The sequence below is a fragment of the Rufibacter sediminis genome (assembly GCF_014269285.1).
Taxonomy (GTDB): Bacteria; Bacteroidota; Bacteroidia; order Cytophagales; family Hymenobacteraceae; genus Nibribacter; species Nibribacter sediminis.
In genome coordinates, this window is the sequence record NZ_JACOAF010000030.1 from 301,151 (window position 1) to 317,394 (window position 16,244).

The 16,244-nt window shown below is 46.9% G+C and carries 22 protein-coding genes and 1 tRNA gene; 17 read left to right on the forward strand and 6 right to left on the reverse strand.

Annotated features, from left to right (window positions below; all coding sequences use genetic code 11):
* Nucleotides 1-4 precede the first annotated feature (4 nt).
* From H7U12_RS13265 to H7U12_RS13345, 17 genes are all read left to right on the forward strand, one after another.
* Nucleotides 5-454: a phage structural protein gene (locus H7U12_RS13265; protein WP_186638693.1), complete on the forward strand. Its 450-nt coding sequence runs from the start codon at nucleotides 5-7 to the stop codon at nucleotides 452-454.
* Nucleotides 454-870 carry a phage tail assembly chaperone gene (locus H7U12_RS13270; RefSeq protein WP_186638695.1) on the forward strand — a complete coding sequence of 139 codons (417 nt, stop codon included), beginning with the start codon at nucleotides 454-456 and terminating at the stop codon, nucleotides 868-870. The genes H7U12_RS13265 and H7U12_RS13270 overlap by 1 nt, the downstream gene beginning before the upstream one ends.
* A 174-nt stretch (nucleotides 871-1,044) precedes the next feature.
* Nucleotides 1,045-2,622: a tape measure protein gene (locus H7U12_RS13275; RefSeq protein WP_186638697.1), complete on the forward strand. Its 1,578-nt coding sequence runs from the start codon at nucleotides 1,045-1,047 to the stop codon at nucleotides 2,620-2,622.
* Nucleotides 2,622-3,212, forward strand: a complete 591-nt coding sequence (locus H7U12_RS13280) for a phage baseplate protein (protein ID WP_186638699.1) — start codon at nucleotides 2,622-2,624, stop codon at nucleotides 3,210-3,212. The genes H7U12_RS13275 and H7U12_RS13280 overlap by 1 nt, the downstream gene beginning before the upstream one ends.
* Nucleotides 3,209-3,517 (forward strand): phage baseplate plug family protein, encoded by a 309-nt coding sequence (locus H7U12_RS13285; protein WP_186638701.1) that lies wholly within the window; start codon nucleotides 3,209-3,211, stop codon nucleotides 3,515-3,517. The genes H7U12_RS13280 and H7U12_RS13285 overlap by 4 nt, the downstream gene beginning before the upstream one ends.
* Nucleotides 3,514-4,350, forward strand: coding sequence for a phage protein (locus tag H7U12_RS13290; protein WP_186638703.1), 837 nt, complete (start codon nucleotides 3,514-3,516; stop codon nucleotides 4,348-4,350). The genes H7U12_RS13285 and H7U12_RS13290 overlap by 4 nt, the downstream gene beginning before the upstream one ends.
* Nucleotides 4,347-5,033 (forward strand): Gp138 family membrane-puncturing spike protein, encoded by a 687-nt coding sequence (locus tag H7U12_RS13295; RefSeq protein WP_186638705.1) that lies wholly within the window; start codon nucleotides 4,347-4,349, stop codon nucleotides 5,031-5,033. Before H7U12_RS13290 ends, H7U12_RS13295 begins: the two co-directional genes overlap by 4 nt.
* 8 nt (nucleotides 5,034-5,041) lie before the next feature.
* A complete protein-coding gene (locus H7U12_RS13300; protein WP_186638707.1) occupies nucleotides 5,042-5,386 on the forward strand; it encodes a hypothetical protein in 345 nt (114 codons plus the stop codon).
* On the forward strand, nucleotides 5,386-6,786 hold the full coding sequence (locus H7U12_RS13305; protein WP_186638709.1) for a baseplate J/gp47 family protein: 1,401 nt from the start codon (nucleotides 5,386-5,388) through the stop codon (nucleotides 6,784-6,786). The genes H7U12_RS13300 and H7U12_RS13305 overlap by 1 nt, the downstream gene beginning before the upstream one ends.
* The gene (locus tag H7U12_RS13310; RefSeq protein WP_186638711.1) at nucleotides 6,786-7,475 is read left to right on the forward strand and encodes a DUF2612 domain-containing protein; all 690 of its coding nucleotides are present in this window, start codon (nucleotides 6,786-6,788) and stop codon (nucleotides 7,473-7,475) included. The genes H7U12_RS13305 and H7U12_RS13310 overlap by 1 nt, the downstream gene beginning before the upstream one ends.
* A 54-nt stretch (nucleotides 7,476-7,529) precedes the next feature.
* Entirely contained in the window at nucleotides 7,530-8,564 is a 1,035-nt protein-coding gene (locus tag H7U12_RS13315) for a hypothetical protein (protein ID WP_186638713.1), read from the forward strand.
* Complete coding sequence (locus tag H7U12_RS13320) at nucleotides 8,561-9,526, forward strand: hypothetical protein (RefSeq protein ID WP_186638715.1); 966 nt, start codon at nucleotides 8,561-8,563, stop codon at nucleotides 9,524-9,526. The genes H7U12_RS13315 and H7U12_RS13320 overlap by 4 nt, the downstream gene beginning before the upstream one ends.
* Complete coding sequence (locus tag H7U12_RS13325) at nucleotides 9,523-9,786, forward strand: hypothetical protein (RefSeq protein ID WP_186638718.1); 264 nt, start codon at nucleotides 9,523-9,525, stop codon at nucleotides 9,784-9,786. The genes H7U12_RS13320 and H7U12_RS13325 overlap by 4 nt, the downstream gene beginning before the upstream one ends.
* An 11-nt stretch (nucleotides 9,787-9,797) precedes the next feature.
* Nucleotides 9,798-10,055, forward strand: coding sequence for a hypothetical protein (locus tag H7U12_RS13330; protein ID WP_186638720.1), 258 nt, complete (start codon nucleotides 9,798-9,800; stop codon nucleotides 10,053-10,055).
* On the forward strand, nucleotides 10,052-10,480 hold the full coding sequence (locus tag H7U12_RS13335) for a M15 family metallopeptidase (protein WP_186638722.1): 429 nt from the start codon (nucleotides 10,052-10,054) through the stop codon (nucleotides 10,478-10,480). Before H7U12_RS13330 ends, H7U12_RS13335 begins: the two co-directional genes overlap by 4 nt.
* The gene (locus H7U12_RS13340; protein WP_186638724.1) at nucleotides 10,480-10,794 is read left to right on the forward strand and encodes a hypothetical protein; all 315 of its coding nucleotides are present in this window, start codon (nucleotides 10,480-10,482) and stop codon (nucleotides 10,792-10,794) included. The genes H7U12_RS13335 and H7U12_RS13340 overlap by 1 nt, the downstream gene beginning before the upstream one ends.
* Nucleotides 10,781-11,089: a hypothetical protein gene (locus H7U12_RS13345; RefSeq protein WP_186638726.1), complete on the forward strand. Its 309-nt coding sequence runs from the start codon at nucleotides 10,781-10,783 to the stop codon at nucleotides 11,087-11,089. The genes H7U12_RS13340 and H7U12_RS13345 overlap by 14 nt, the downstream gene beginning before the upstream one ends.
* Before the next feature lie 412 nt (nucleotides 11,090-11,501).
* Here H7U12_RS13345 and H7U12_RS13350 read toward each other — a convergent pair whose 3' ends face one another.
* The 6 genes from H7U12_RS13350 to H7U12_RS13375 all read right to left on the reverse strand — a co-directional run bounded on the left by H7U12_RS13350 (nucleotide 11,502) and on the right by H7U12_RS13375 (nucleotide 16,211).
* On the reverse strand, nucleotides 11,502-11,723 hold the full coding sequence (locus H7U12_RS13350; protein ID WP_186638728.1) for a hypothetical protein: 222 nt from the start codon (nucleotides 11,721-11,723) through the stop codon (nucleotides 11,502-11,504).
* A complete protein-coding gene (locus H7U12_RS13355; protein ID WP_186638730.1) occupies nucleotides 11,723-11,995 on the reverse strand; it encodes a helix-turn-helix domain-containing protein in 273 nt (90 codons plus the stop codon). Before H7U12_RS13355 ends, H7U12_RS13350 begins: the two co-directional genes overlap by 1 nt.
* Nucleotides 11,992-14,016: an ATP-dependent helicase gene (locus H7U12_RS13360; protein ID WP_186638732.1), complete on the reverse strand. Its 2,025-nt coding sequence runs from the start codon at nucleotides 14,014-14,016 to the stop codon at nucleotides 11,992-11,994. The genes H7U12_RS13355 and H7U12_RS13360 overlap by 4 nt, the downstream gene beginning before the upstream one ends.
* Before the next feature lie 198 nt (nucleotides 14,017-14,214).
* The gene (locus H7U12_RS13365; protein WP_206683926.1) at nucleotides 14,215-15,096 is read right to left on the reverse strand and encodes a DNA adenine methylase; all 882 of its coding nucleotides are present in this window, start codon (nucleotides 15,094-15,096) and stop codon (nucleotides 14,215-14,217) included.
* 9 nt (nucleotides 15,097-15,105) lie between these two features.
* On the reverse strand, nucleotides 15,106-16,002 hold the full coding sequence (locus H7U12_RS13370) for a NotI family restriction endonuclease (RefSeq protein WP_186638734.1): 897 nt from the start codon (nucleotides 16,000-16,002) through the stop codon (nucleotides 15,106-15,108).
* Between the two features lie 136 nt (nucleotides 16,003-16,138).
* Nucleotides 16,139-16,211 (reverse strand) — tRNA-Met (locus H7U12_RS13375).
* Nucleotides 16,212-16,244 lie beyond the last annotated feature (33 nt).

Below are 16,244 nucleotides of genomic sequence, written 5' to 3' on the forward strand. Positions count from 1 at the left end.
AATAATGGCCGGTGTAAAAACGTATGATCCAAAAAATGTGCAGGTTATCCTGGGCGGCACTCCTGCCTCCGGTTTTACCGATGGAACATTTATTTCCGTGGCGCCTGATGAGGATCTGTATACCAAAACGATTGGCGCTGACGGGGAGGCAAGCCGGGCCCGTTCCAATAACAAGTCGGCAACCGTAACGCTGACGCTCAAGCAGACATCCAGTACGAATGATGTTTTGAGCACCTTCGTAGCCGCTGATCAAGTCAGTGATTCCGGCGTGTTCCCTCTGATGATTAAAGAAATCGGCTCTGGGCGTACCCTTGTATTTGCCCAGGCAGCTTGGGTGCAACGCTTCCCTGACCTTGCCTATTCCAAAGAAGTCGAGGACCGGGAATGGGTAATCGCTGTGGGGCAAATGGATATCTTCATTGGTGGTAATTCTTTTAGTGGAGCGGCCTCGTAATGTTGGAAACCAAAGAAAAAACCATTGATGGGCACGAATACCAGGTGACACAATTCCCTGCTCTAAAAGGAATGCGTCTCGCGGTGAAAATCGGCAAACTCTTGGGCGACGGCATCGGCCATGCAGCTACTACTGGCAGCGTCATGGATATGGATGTTTCCAAAGTCGTGGCCGGCATTGTCGAAAATCTCGACGAAGAAGCCACGCCAAATCTGTTGCTGCAATTGTTTTCCAGTACGCACCGGGACCGCAAGGAAATGAACGAAAGCGGCTTTAACATGGCCTATGCCGGGAATTACATGGAAATGGGCAAGGCTTTACTGTTCATTCTTGAGGTAAATTACGGGGGTTTTATGGGGGCGCTGGAACAAGCAAGAAGTATTGGAAGCCAAGCCGAAGCCAGCGCCGCCAAGTAAAGTTACCGGGTACGCTTGACCCTGAACTGGATGCTGAATTTCCAGCCTGGCGATTGGTTTTGGAAGGCGTGGCAACACTTCACGAACTGGAAACAAACTGGTCGCTGGATGATGTGGCACGGGCTAATGCTCTTTTGGATATGCGGGCTGATATAGAGGAAGCGGGTAGAAAAAATGCTGGTGCGTGAACTCATATTCAAGCTTGGTTTCAATTCCACTGAGGCCGATAGAAAGGCCAAAAATTTTGATCGCACCGTGAGCGGCATCAAAACTGGCCTTGTTGCTATGGGGAAAGCCGCACTTGCATCCGCTGTAGTATTGACAGGTGTTGGTTCAAAAATCGTGGATGAGTATACCGCGCTGGAAAGCCGTTTAGGTCTTGTCACTAATGGCATGAACGAGCTGAGAACGGCGCAAGAGGGCGTTTATAATATTGCTCAGAAAACAGGTACAGCCTATAACGCGGGTGCTGACTTGTTTATTCGGCTGACAAGATCGACACGGCGATTTGGTTACGTTCAAGCGCAAAATTTAAAAGTAACCGAGGCCATTCAAAAGGCACTGGTCGTATCAGGTGATGCTTCCAGCCCCGGCGCACAGGCTGCATTATTCCAGTTGGGCCAAGGCTTGCAATCCGGCGTATTGCGCGGTGAAGAATTAAATTCTGTTCTGGAACAAGCGCCGCGTTTGATGGAGGCCATTCTGGCCGGGCTGAACGTTGCGCCGGAAAAGATGAAAGGACTTGCCGAAAAGGGCTTTTTTACGACACAAAAAATTATGGATGCCTTGCTTGGCCAGGCATCCGAGATCGACAAAGAATATGCAAAGCTCGCTAACCGGCAGGCACAAAGCCGGATGCGTTTAGTCAATGCCTTCAAAAAGGTCATCTATCAGGTTTCCAAAGAAGAAAACGCAATGGATGGCCTGGTTGATGTGTACGACGCCTTGCGGGAAATTGTGGAATCGCGAGATTTTAAAGAATCCTTCAAAACGCTCATAACGGGTCTTTCTGAAATTTTGAAATTGGTAGTTTGGGTCATTAAGCACCTTACAAAATTGATCCGCTTGATAAATGACACGGCTAAAAGCATGGGCGGATGGGAAAGAATTATCGGGGTTCTTGGTTCGGCTTTAGGGGCATTTGCCCTTGTTAAAATAGGAGCCATGATTGCCGGATTTATTTCGCTTATAAGGTATCTTGGGTTAGCATTTACGGCGAGTTACGCCTTGGCTGAATTGATGCCTATCCTTCGGGCTGCTATGTTGTCTTTGCCCATCATAGCAATCGCGGCTTTGCTTGCATTGTTGATTGAGGATTTGTGGAACTTCTATCGTGGAAATGAATCCGTGGTCGGCAAGTTGGTTAGTAAGTGGGATGAATTCAGACGGTTCTTTGCCGATGTACTGACATGGCCGCTTAAAAATCTGGAAGATAATTTGAACAAGCTTATCAGGCTGGCACGCAAGCTGGGTGCAGATTTAGATTATGTCGATTTTGCCCAGGGTTTTCACAATGCGATAAGCGGCGCGGCGAATGCTGGGAATTTTGGCGGAATTAGTTATTCTGGGGCTTCAATGGGACGCAGCATCAATAATTCACCCGTTTTCAATCAGCAAATTTCTCTTACGGTTCCACCCGGAACAAACAAGGAGCAGGCTGACTACATTTCCGGCCTGATCACCCGCAAAACAAAGGAAGCCTTTCAATCAGAATACCGCTCTGCCCTGAACAACTTCCCGGAGGTTGAATAATGGCTGATCCGCTTTCCATCCTCTTTTCGCAAGTACCGGGGCGCAGGGCGTCGATCGGTGCCGTTACTCTGGATGCCACGGTTAATGAGAGCCATCAATATTTGGCCAATGTGACGACGCACCCGATTGAATCCGGTGGTTTTGTCACCGATCATGTTTATGAGGAACCGCGGGAAGTCACTATCGAAGGGGAAATTACATCATCCCCGGTCATATTTTTCGGCAATTTGGGAGGTTTGTCGGACCGCCGTATCGAGGCTTATGATCAGCTGGTAAGCCTGTATAAAACACGGGATATTGTTACGCTGGTGACGGGATTGAAGATCTATACCGACATGGTTATCCAGTCCTTGTCTTTTCCGCGTGACCAGAAAACAGGCGGCAGGCTGCAATTTTCAGCATCCTTTAAAGAGGCCCGAAAAGTTTCTTCTCAGGTCATTGGGGTTGCCTCCGAAAAAGCCGCAGCTGACAAAAAAGATAAGGTTGCCGGCAATAAGGATTTGGGTAGGCAGGAAGCAACGAATGCCACCCCCGCCCAGGAAGAAAAAGCCAAAGTCAAGCGGTCACTTTTACTGGATATTATTCAATGACGCAAATTATTCCCTGGCGCGATCTGGCCGACTTTACTCAGGATATACGTTTATCCGGTGAGATTTTCAGCATCCGAGGGAGATGGAACAGTGAACGCGGCTTCTGGACTATGGATATTCACGACAAAAACGATGCACCCCTGCTTATTGGGCAAAAAATCGTTTTAAACACTGATATTTTGATGCGCTATCGTGATCCGCGGCTTCCGCCAGGAAGCATCTTTGCAGTTGAAGCCGCGCCCGGCATCACGAAGATCGGCCGTAATGACATCGGCACAAATGTATTTCTGGTTTATGAAGCATGACGTTTTATAATCGCGCAGCCTCTGTCGATATAGAGCTTAAAACGGGCGAGGTTTTACGCGTCCGTGACCTTCGCATCGAATTTCAGATTGAGCAAACCAATAACAGCACCCCCAATAAGGCAGAAATCAAGATAACCAACCTTTCGGATGTCACCCGGTCTAAAATGCGGGAGAAGGATGCATTGGTCCGCCTTTTTGCTGGATATGAGGGAGATTTGGGCTCGGTGCTTCTTTTCGTAGGCAATTCTCAGCGCATTATCAATTCATGGGATACGCCGGACATCGTGACGCAAATTGAGGCGCAGGATGGCCAGCGTTCTTTGCGGGAAACGCGAACAAGTTTTTCCTATGGGAATAACACCCCAGCCAATGTCATTGTCACACGCCTTGCGAATGAACTTGGTTTTCCCCTTCGCCTGAACTTTGATATTAAGGGCAGCTATCAAGGGTACAGTTTTAACGGCAGGGCAAAAGACGCGCTGGATGAATTAACCCGGCGATTTGGCTACAAGTGGTCGGTGGTGAATGGTGAAATTCAGATTATCCCCAAAGATGGGAATACTGGCCGAGCCGCTGTGCTGCTATCCCCGGAAACAGGGCTTGTCAACACGCCGGAACGATTGATTGATCAAGAAGGCGAGTTTGATGAAGCGCTCCAAAATCCGCTGGAATGGAAAATCACCAGTTTGTTGAATCCACGCCTTACACCGGGTTCATTGGTTGATCTTGTGTCCAAACAGGCGAAAGGGCTGTTTAAAATCGAAAAAGTAAGGCATTATGGGGATACACGCGGCAACGATTGGTTCAGTGAGATTGAGGTAAAAAGCGTATGAGCGATAAAGACAACCTATCGGATCTATTACGCCAGGCCATGACCAGCAGGCTTGCCGATGTACGCGTTGCCATGCCGGCCGCAATTGTTGAGTATGACTTCAAAACCCAGAAAGCCTCTGTCAAGCCGCTTATCAACCGCAGGTATGCCGATGGCAGAATTTCCGAATTCCCGGTCATTAATAACGTACCCGTGGTTTTTCCGCGCTCTGGCGGGGCAAGCCTGACTTTCCCGGTTGTGAGTGGCGACACGGTATTGCTCTTGTTCTGTGACCGTTCGATCGATGCCTGGACCAATTCCGGGGGCACAGTCAATCAGGACGACAACCGAATGCACAGCCTCAATGACGCGGTGGCAATTCCGGGTTTAATTCCGTTTGCATTGGGTACTAAAGCGAAAAATAACGAAGATGTCCTGCTGACATATGCTGGCGCCGAAATCGAGATAACATCAGACGGCCAGATTAACATGAAAAGCCCGGTTAAGGTCACGGTTGATTCCCCGGAGGTGCGCATGACCGGAAATTTGCGCGTCAAGGGTGACATTTACGATCTGGATGACGAATACGGCACGTTCAACCATATCCGTCAGATTTACAATATCCACACGCACCCGGAAAATGACGAGGGTGGTCCTACTGATGTGCCTATTCAGCAGCTTGGCGTGTTGGGAGATACTGAATAATGGACCTTATGCTTGACCCTGTAAGCCATGACCTGGTTGTGACCCATTACGATTTGTCGCTGGCGGATGGCATCCCGCTTATGCAGCAAAGGCTCAAGCAGTCACTTTTATTTTTCATGGGTGAATGGTATCTGGATGTAACGGATGGCGTTCCCTATTACCAGTACATTCTGAAAAAGGCACCTGACCGCAACACGGTGGAGAGTATGTTTAAGGCAACTATTCTTGAAACGCCTGGGGTGACCGAACTTGTGGCGTTCAATTTATCCTATGACAATCCTATCAGAAGCCTTTATATTGATTTCAAGGTAAAGACCATCTATGGGATGGTGAGCATGAGTGAGGAAATATAATGGCTGGGTTGACACGATACGGCTTTAAAAGAAAAAGCTTCACCGACATAAAACTTGAAATCGAAAACGCATTAAAAACCGTTCTGGGCAACGAAATTGACCTTCGTGCCGAAAGTGTTCTTGGTCAAATTGTGGGGGTGCTGACCCTGCCGATTTCCGATCTTTGGGAGGAACTGGAAAACGTTTACCTGTCATTTGACCCAGATTATGCCGAAGGCGTATCGCTGGATAGCCTAGCGGCGCTTACGGGTGTTACCCGAATTCCGGCCACCTCCACGGAGGTGGATGCGGTACTTTATGGTGCTGTTGGCACTGTCATTCCTATTAATTCCGAAGCGCGCAATACACAGACAGAAGATATTTATTTGCTGGCAAGCCCGGTTACTATCAGCCTTAATAATCTTGCCAGAGCGTTGGTTACGGTCAATACGGTTTCGAACACCACGGATTACACTATTACCGTCAACGGAACAGATTACACGGTTACCAGTGGGGCGGTGGCGACAAAAGACGATATTCTGCTTGCACTGGCTGCTGAATTGGCCGACGAGCCTGTATTCTCGCAAGTCAATGTCCAGCAACAGGTGGTATTGGCCGGGGAGCCGTTTACGTTGAGCGTCTCAGCCAATCTGACGATTTCCAATACCGGAAGCATGGGGGTATTTGTCGCAAAAGAGCCGGGCGCCAAGTTCGTGCCTGCTGGAACATTAAGCGTCATTCAAACCCCTGTGGCCGGCTGGACAAGCGTAATGAACCCAGGCGATGGGGTAACAGGCCGGAACATCGAAACTGATCCTGAATTGCGATTGAGACGCCGCCAATCCGTTTCCTATCCGGCGACCGGAACCGTTGACGCGATACGGTCAAAACTCCTGCAAGTAAGCAATATCCAGTCCGCGGTTGTAATTGAGAATGATAGCGGGAGCGTGGATGAACACGGTGTGCCGCCCCAGCATATATGGGCTATTGTCCAAGGGGGTGACGACGATGTGATTGCCGATATTCTTTATCGGACGAAGGCCGGGGGCATCGGTACTTATGGCGATACTCTGGTGGAATATGAAGCCGTAAACGGTCAGACGTATGATGTAAGATTTGAGCGTCCGCAAGAAATCGACCTTTATATCGACATGACCATCAAACCCTTGGAGGGCTACCCTCTGGATGCGGTTGACCAGATAAAAGCTGCGATTACCGCGTGGGCATCATCCAATATGAGCATTGGGGAAGGGCTGCGATACTCGCGGCTGTTCACTCCTATCAATAGTGTTCCCGGATTTGAAGTCACGGAACTTTTAATTGGTACTGAACCAAACCCTGCCAGTGAGGCTTCCATATCCGTGGACGTTGACGAAATCATTATTTCAGATACCGCAAACATAAATATCACGGTGATTTAATGGCAGACCGGGTGAAACAAGCCAAAGACTTGCTGATCGAGCAATATAAAGGCTCGACCAACCTGAATGGCTTTATTTCCAGTTTCGCGGCCGAACTTCAAGCCGTGGATAATGAAACGGTAAATCTTTTGAATGAACGGGGACTGGACACAGCCAAGGGTGTAAATCTGGATATTATAGGTAAAATCGTCGTTTTGGACCGCCCTTATACTGACCCTGATCCAGAAGATGTTTTTACCTACGAAAACCCTGATGATCTCGGAAAAGGGTTCACTGATATTCAGAAAACAGAAATTGGCGGATATTTTATCGGGCTTGAGCCGTTAAACAATCAACGCTATTCGGATGAGCAATACCGCTTTATTTTACGGGCAAAAATCATTTCCAATACGACCCACGCCACCCTGGAGGATATGCACCGTTACGCAGAATTTGTTTTCGGTGCGGATTCCAGCATTATTGAGGGTATTGGATACATCGACATAAGCATTGCCCGGCCGCTTGGCAAGCAGGAGAGGCAGATTATCAACGCCACTTTTCCTTTAGCGGCCGGTGTCCGTATGGGTGATTTATCCTATTCAAATGACCCTAATACCTTTGGGTTTACCGGCGATAACAGAAATGGCGGTTTTGGTGACTTGAATGACCCGGACGTAGGCGGGGTGTTTGCAACTCTGGTTATTGACTAAATCCCGGCATTGATACATACTGCCAAAATATAGGTATTGGAAAACCCAAGCCGCTTGACCGTAACTGGTTGGGCGGCTTTTTTCATGGAGAAAATCTTGACAAAAGAAATCGGCACAAGTGACCTGCTCGACACATGGGCCGCAGAAGGCACAATAGTTGAGCCGAGCCTTGCCAAGAAAAACAATGGTTGGGATTTAGGGGAGCAACCGCCTCATGAATATATGAACTGGGTTCAGAACATCATGGGCCGGGCAATCAATCATATCCTGCAAAACGGCATCCCTGCATGGAATGCAAACACTGAATACCTGCTTAACAACATCACGCAGCGAAACGGCATTATTTACCGCGCCAAACAGGGCAATATAAATAGCCAGCCTCCCAATAATAATTGGCAAGCCATTGGGCCAGTCACCCCTAAAAATTCCATTGAAATTAATGACGGGGCTTATCAGCTTGTCGGTGATATTGCTGAACCCGGTCCTAATAAAATTTACGGAACAGACGAAACCGGTGCGCGCGGTTTCCGCTCACTCGTTCAATCCACCGGATTTTCTACAGGTGACCTGAAGTGGCGTTATAGCGTCGGTGAACACGAAGGATGGGTTCGCTTTAACGGCAAGACAATTGGGGCACCTGGCTCTGGCGCGACTGAGCGCGAGGATGATGATACAGAGGCGCTTTATATCCACTTGTGGAATGAAGATCCCAACTTGGTTATTTCTGGCGGTCGCGGCACGAGTGCTGAGAATGATTATGCCGCATTAAAACGGCTGACCCTGCCTGATTCTAAAAACCGAGCTTTCTTTGCAGTTGATGGTATGGGCGGTACTAACAGCGGCAGGATTTCCAATGGGAATGTGCTGGGAGCCACAGGCGGTGCAGAAAAACACGTCCTGACGATCGAGGAAATGCCTCCGCACGATCACGAGATTGACGGCAAATTCGGTGGCAATAGGGCTACATCCGGGTTTGGAAGTACGCCGGACGCTCCGGGTACACTTACCACCGGAGAAACCGGAGGTGGTGAGGCCCATAACAACATGCCTCCATATATTATCGGCGGAACGGTGTATATCAAGCTATGACAATTGAAATCGGCAACAGTAAGTTTTTAGACGCATGGGCAGCCTCCGGGGCAAAATCAGAACCGAATACTGCAAAAAAAGACCTTGGCTGGCAATCGGGTGAACGTCCTTCCTTCCAGGTAATGAATTGGCTGCAAAATACTGTTATGCAGAAAATCAATCACATCCTGCAAAACGGCATCGCCTTATGGGATGAAGATAATGCGTACCTGACCAATAACATTGTCAGCCATAATGGTGTAGTTTATATTGCTTTGGCCGATAATACGGGAAGCGAACCACCTGGCGCCGACTGGAAAGATATTACATCCTCGGATGCCTTGAGTGTGCTTTATGATAACAATTCAAGCGGATTAGCCGCCGGAACCGTTCAGGCGGCTCTGGATGAAATCGTTGAGCTAATCGACCTGCTTTCTGATGCAATTGATGATTTCGGCAATCCATCAGATTATGCCACGTCCGCGCAGGGCGCTAAGGCTGATACGGCATTGCAGCCGGGCCAAGGTGGGAAACTGGTTGATCTCGCCTATGCGGAATACTCTACATACGGCACTACTTTGGCGCAGATTCCGCTTGATAACAGTAAACCGCAGATCACTGAAGGCGTGGAAATCCTCAGCGCAACTATCACACCCAAAAAGACAACAAATAAAATTCGCGCTACTGTTAGCGGCATGTTTTCAACTGATGTTGGTGGCGTGTCAACAGTTATCGCTTTGTTTGACGGCGGGTCGGATGCCTTGAAAACAACGGCAATCACGGCTCCGGCAGCGGGGTACATAATGTCAGTAGCCTTTGATTTGGTCTATACGCCAGGCGTAACCACCGCAAAAACCTTTAGTGTTCGTGTAGGCCGGGGCCAACCAACATTTACAGTTCATCTTAACGGGGTAAATGGGGTGGGGATGTTCTTTAACGGCTCTTCAAAATGGACCCTAACTCTTGAGGAAATTGCAGCATGACCTTGACCTTTATTTCAGCCCGATATGCAAACCCTGACCATACAGCCGTGGAAGCAGTAACGGAAGAGGTCGGCGCTGTTCTTTTGAGCAAGGCAGATAAACCAGAAGAATGGGCCTCTCTGAAAAAGTCGAAAGTTAAAATTTCGGAATACCCTGAAATCCCGGCCGCAACGCCTCTTTCAAAAGAAGAAATTATTGCCCAGCTGGATCAATTGAAAGCCCAGCTTGAAAATATGCCTTCCGAAGAAACTGCAACCTAAAGGAATTTCCTATGAGCATTATGGAGAACCTTTGGGAGTGGGTGCTTACTGCCTTTCTTGGCCTCATCGGGGTTCTGTATAATCAACAGGAAAAAAAGATTGAAAGGCTTGAGGTAAGGGTAAAAGAAGGGGAATCCCTTTTTTCAGCCTATCGGGAAAATGCAGCGGGAAAGTATGTGTCCCGCGAGGAAATTAAAGAGGACTTCGCGGAGATCAAGGAAATGCTTCACCGCTTAGGGGAAAAACTTGACAGAAAGGCCGATAAATGACCCACATATTTAGCCCAAAATCCATCGACCGTTTAAAAGGCGTACACCCTGACATGGTGCTTGTCGTGGAATACGCCCTTAAGCGTTCATCAACCGATTTTTCCGTTAATGAAGGATTGCGCAGCCTGGAACGGCAAACCGAATTATTCAAGGGTGGTTTTTCCAAAACGATGGCCAGCAAGCACCTGAAGCAATCCGATGGCTACGGCCATGCGGTTGACCTTTATCCTTATCCAGTCGACATGGCAAGGGTGAATAAGGGCGACTGGCGCGAGTGCATCCGTTTTGGGATGATCGCCGGCGCAATGTTCTCGGCCGCAAAAGAACTGGGGATTCCTATTCGCTGGGGCATGGATTGGGATGGCGACGGTCAAACGCTGGATCATACCTTTTTCGATGCTCCGCATTTTGAGTTGGTGAAATAATGGGCGAATTTGATTTTCCCACTGTCCGGCGCGGATCTTATATCCTCATTTGCTTTGTTGGAATCATCATTATTCGTGTGCTGACAAATGGTGCTGATAGCTTCATCGTCAATATCATTGAGGCTCTTTTAGCGGCTGTGGGTGGAACTCACGCCATGCTCGTTCTGGGCGGAGCCTTCAATAATTCAAGTTTTGCGCGCCCCCGTTCTAGTGTGGTTGAGGAAACTACGGTAACGAAAAAGACATCTCCGGTTACCCCGGAGATTAAGGACGTCAATATCAAGGCAGAGGGTGACATCAATGTTTCTTCTTAAATACTGGCAACCAATAGCGGCCGCAACGCTGGCTGTGCTGCTTACCGCGCCGGTGGCCTATAAGCTCGGCACATGGCACGGCGCCAGGCAGGAAAAAAACGAAGCCCAAGCCCGGCAACTGCTGGCCGATGCCAAGAATGATGTTAAAACCGTTTCAGAATTGGCTTTGGTTCGTAAAATGTACGAGCCGATTTATGTGGAGATTGAAAAATATGTGGAAGCCCCTGCATGTGCTGTTCCTGCTGTTATCCGCGACACTATTAACCGGTTGCCAGGTCCTAAAGCCGCACATTAACCCAGAATTGGCCGCACAGTGCGATCACCCCGCAAAGCCTGACCTTACTGGCCCACGATGGGACAAGGCCCTTGCTGCGTATTCTGCGCGGCAATCAGAGGTCATTGCCGTGTGCAAGAAGGTGATCAATCCGAATAAATAGAAATTATGCCCTGTATACCCCGGTTTACGGTGGGTGCAACGATAAGCCGGATTATCTTCTGCCGTTGCCCTTGGGAGGTAAACAACAGCAAAGCGCAGGGCCGCGCTTAAATTCTAACCTACTAAAACTGCATAAGCGATAATAAATGGCGAAAGGGCTATGATTAATAGCGCAATGGCTGGAAAAATGTATTTCATGGAAAACTCCCAAATTGTTATCGTTGCACAATGGGGAGCCTAAACATACCGGGGAAGCATGTCAACAGGTATTTTATTTCTTGGGGTCGCGCTTTTTAATCCTGGCGTCCGGCTCTTCCTTTTGGCGCTCTTTTTCGGCTTCCCGCCATCCAGACCATACGCCTTTATAAGTGGCCGTTTTCTTGTCGGTAAGGGTGCGCTGGAATTCCATGAATTGGTCCATGTCATCCTTGGCCAGCCAATAGCCGACATTGAACGCCTTTACAAAAACAGGATCAACTTTTTCCTCGTCCATCAGAATGGTTCTCTAACGTGTTTTTCAATATACGCATCAATGCTGTCAGAGTCATAAAGGATCACCTTGGGCATCGGCTGGCTATACCGGATGGCCCCGGTGTCGCGCAATTTCTGCAATGTCGTCTTGCTGGTGATCCGCAATTGCCGCATGGCTTCCTCGCCGTCAATCCATTTGTCCCGCTGCTTGGCTCCAAAGCGCTTTTGTATCTCGGTGACCGTCTTGGCCACCAGTTGATAAAAGGCTTCTTCTTCAAGCGTTATGACGTTCATAGGTTCGCAATCGAAGTCAAAATTGTTTGTACCTCAGGCTGACTAATACCCGCAGAACTCGCTCTTTGGAAGGGCACCCCAAAAGACTGGCAAAACCTTGATGCAGGCAGCCTGACAGTTGAGCCATGGATTTGCCTGGACTCAGCACGGGAAACTATGCATGCTGCCTTTGCTCTTGTAATGGCCACATAAAGCAATCTTGCCGATTCTAAAATTAAGCCGGGCGACTGAATAGCAGGTCTGCTGGGGAACAAGGTTTCTTCTAAACCTGGGATAAAAACAACCTTAGCACTTAAGCCTTTTGATGAATGAAATGACATTATCTTAACTTTGCCCTGAACTTGTTGCGCCTGCTGGCTCGCACCATTCACTCTTTCGTTTACAGCATTTAAAATATTATCTTTTTCCTCTTGGGAATCTGTTTGTAAGTAATTTTTTAATTCTTCTAGGGTAATTCCTGATGGTAATAAATTATAGAAGCTTCTCCAGTCATTTATTTCTGTTTGAGAAAAATTACTTTGCAGAAGCGTATCAATGTCCGCCAATCTCTGATTAACAGTATCCGTCAGAGCCCAACTTGAAGTTGCCTGTATATTTTGTTTTGCCTTATTAATAGTTTTAGTTTCTCTTGTTGAGAAAACGGAAGGTGGCAATGGGTTTATGAACAAGTCTTTGTAATTCATTAAATTGTTGATAACCTTGTCCGTTATTCCGCAAGATGTACTTATTCCAATTCCATTTGGCGCGCATAAAATTATCCGGTAAGCCAAGTAGTCGTCCTGATTTTCTTTAAGCCTTAATAAGGATAAGATAAATCTCCCATGAAAACTGTCTTTAAATTCATCTTTTTTATTGGCGTCATAGTCAATATTTAGCAAATCGAATTCAGCCTTGATCGTAGGTAATTGCTCCCTCTTATTATTAATAAGGACCATAATATCATTGGGGGAAACACCGGCATTGATCAGAGCTAGACATGAATTGGCAATGAATTTAGCTTCATCTCGGGCCCTGGTAAAAGTATTTGCCGCAAAAAAACCATTATTTACTGGATTTGAAGCTGAATAGACGGAAGTTAAATTTTTTGGTATTCTATTGGGTGATGGATAAGTCGATATTAAATTATTAGCAGCACTTAAAACTGAAGTTGTACATCTAAAGCAGTCAACAAGTACATGGCTTGTCGATCTGGGATATACCGTCGTAAAATTCTGAATACCTTGCGGGAAAGCAAACCTGAAAGAATAAATGCTTTGATCATCATCGCCGGAAATGAAAACTTTCACCCCTCTTTGAATTAGCAAGTCAATAAATTCGAAATCGCATGGATTCAAATCCTGCACTTCATCCACAATTAAATGCTCAACGCCAAGCTCAGCAACGGGATCAATTAAATTAGCATTAATTTTATCAACGCAAGAACGAATAACTTCTCCAGGCAGCACGCATGCATAAGCCTGGGTTCTTAAGTCGTAAAATGATTGAAAGACCTGCCGTTCATGAGCCGTTACCGGATTAGGAATGGCGGGTAAGCTAGGTGGGTTCCAGTTACCAGTACTCCAAAATGCCTCATGATCATGCCTGATTTCAGAGCATCTTGTCTTAGTGCTACTATTGAGGCAAGAGTATTCAGCATCAAAGATTTCTGTAAGTTCCCAATTATCCATGATCACTGGTTCCGTAGGGTAAAGGGCCATATTCCCTGTTTTCCTAAGGATATGCAGAGCAAGAGAGTGAAGTGTGCTTACCCTGATATCAGTTACATTGGCTTGATTCTTTTTTATACAATGTGAGTAAATCCTGTCCTTTAAATCCTTAGCGGCGGCTCTAGTAAAAGAGATGGCTATGATACTTTTAGGGTCTACGTTTTGAATGCTTAATAAATGAAGGACTTTACCTTCGATAACGAAAGATTTTCCAGAGCCTGGGCCAGCTACTAATCTTACTGTTTGGTTTGCATCTTGAGCTGCTGCATTTTGAATTAATTGGGCATTTTGTATTTGCTGCGGTGTAACGGCCATAAGTAGGAAATTAGAAAATTTTGTATTTATTTTTTTAAGCTGGGATAACCAGAAGGCAAATTATGATTATTTTAAATATTCTATATTAATTATAGTTATTAAAATTTGACTGGAGGTCCAATGATAGACTTCTAACAATACAAAAAGCCCCTTAATGGGGGCTGATTATTTAGTAAACATGAAGTACTCGATATCTGCTTACCAGTCTAAATTATCTGAAACTAAGATTTCATTCTTTTCCAGGTGGTGTGTCGTTTTCATGGGTATGATCTTATAAGGCAACCCGAAACGATCTGCCAAGCCACGAATTTCCGGGGTATCATCATACGTCAACATGAATTTCCCTCTTAACAGCGAGACATATTCAAATAAACGTGCATGGTCGATGTCAAAGAATGTGTACAGCCTTTTTCCTGCCTTGGTGTAAGGCGGATCAATGAAAAAGTAAAAATCTTCTCGGTCCCGGTACTGGGTCAAAACATCGAAAGCGTCCTCCTGGTTAAAGGTGATCTTTCCTCTGACTTGCTGAATAGCCGTGATGCGGTCAAACAATGTTTTTGCATACCAACGGGAGGCAATGCCTTTGCCATTTTCGCCATTCTTTAAAGGGCCGGAACCTTTGGCAATTATACCGCCGTGGTAAATCCTGTTTTTCAGAACGGTGCTAAAGGCATGGTCGCGGGTCTGCTTATCTTCCATGTTGATGGCGGCGTTGACATTATCAATATTCAATTCAAATTGAAGTATTCTCTCTGCCAGCCATTGGTTGTCATCGCTGATAATAGTTTGCCAAACAGCCGCAATTTCAGGGTCAAGCTCGGCCATTATCACCTGGTTTGCCAAGTTCTCAAAAGCGGCCGTTAAGCTAACGATACCGCCTCCCGCAAAAGGCTCCACAAGGGTCGAAACAGCCCTGCCATCCTGCTTGAGCCATTGCCGCACCGTGGGAATCAGCCATGTCTTGCCACCCGGATAACGGAACGGGCTACGCTGCGGAACCGAGGCAACGTTGACAATTTTATTTTTACCCGGTTTAGCCGGCGTTATTTCTGTTTCAAACATATCCAATTGTGTAGCCATATTCTTCCTTCATGTAAAGTCGTCCTTCGCTTCCGAAAATCCCTCAAAATCGAGGGTTGCGGATGGCCTTCCGTTTAGCTTTGCATCTACTGTCTTTTGCAGGCCAACCATGAATTCTGCCATGTCTCCGGCTTCGGGCGATGTAAATTTAAATAATGATGTATCGTATTTTGTATAAACGGTGCGATTGAGCGTCAGTTTATATAGCTGGGTAGATTCTTCCGGCAGCAAGTCATAGAGAAGCCATGCCAAATCAGCTTCAGCGGGATCAACCTCCACTAAATTGGGCAGAGTATCAAAGAACCTTGTCTGCACCGCAACAGCTTGCTTTTTCCCCCATTGGCGGAATATCCCGCCCTTGGTCAGCATTTGTGGTATTAGCCTTTTGTTTGATGACGAAAGATAATCGGGTCGTGGATAATTTACGCCACGCCATTCAAAATCAGGATTTTGATCCTCCATGAATGTTTCAAATGCCCCTCTGATCGTGCCACTGATATAAACGGCCTGAACTTCCAATGAAGCAAAATCGATTATCCGGCCCCGGTCATCGTGCAAAATTAGTACATAATCAATGTTACCAGCTTTACGCCCGTTTTTATCAAACAGGCGAACTTCGGAAAGGGATAAATAGGATGATGTTGAGCCAAAGAAAAACTTGGCGGCATCGGCAATCATGGTCCAATTTTCTCGAAAGCGTACCGGGCAGGTAATAACCGGCTCCCCCTTGTGATACATGCTGCATACGCCTAGTGGATGCAGTTTATCATCCTTTGTGCATTTAGGGGTGCCGTTATGGAAGGGGCAAAACTTATTATCCCGGTTTGTTCTGGCTGTTTCAGTGTCGTTATGGATTGGGAAGCCAAATATTTCAGCAAGTGGGTTCCGGGGGTTAATGCTTTCCATCAAATGGAGTAGTGGTATAAATTTATGTCGATTTATTTTGAGGCTAAATATATTAAGAAAAGGGCGGGAAATTGACCTATATTGTACCAAATAAAAAAAGGCAGCTACAAATTAATGTAACTGCCTGATTATTAGGTAGCGGGAACAGGACTCGAACCTGTGACCTTTGGGTTATGAGCCCAACGAGCTACCAACTGCTCCATCCCGCACTGTTTGTAATACAAATGTAGGGGCTTTTTCTA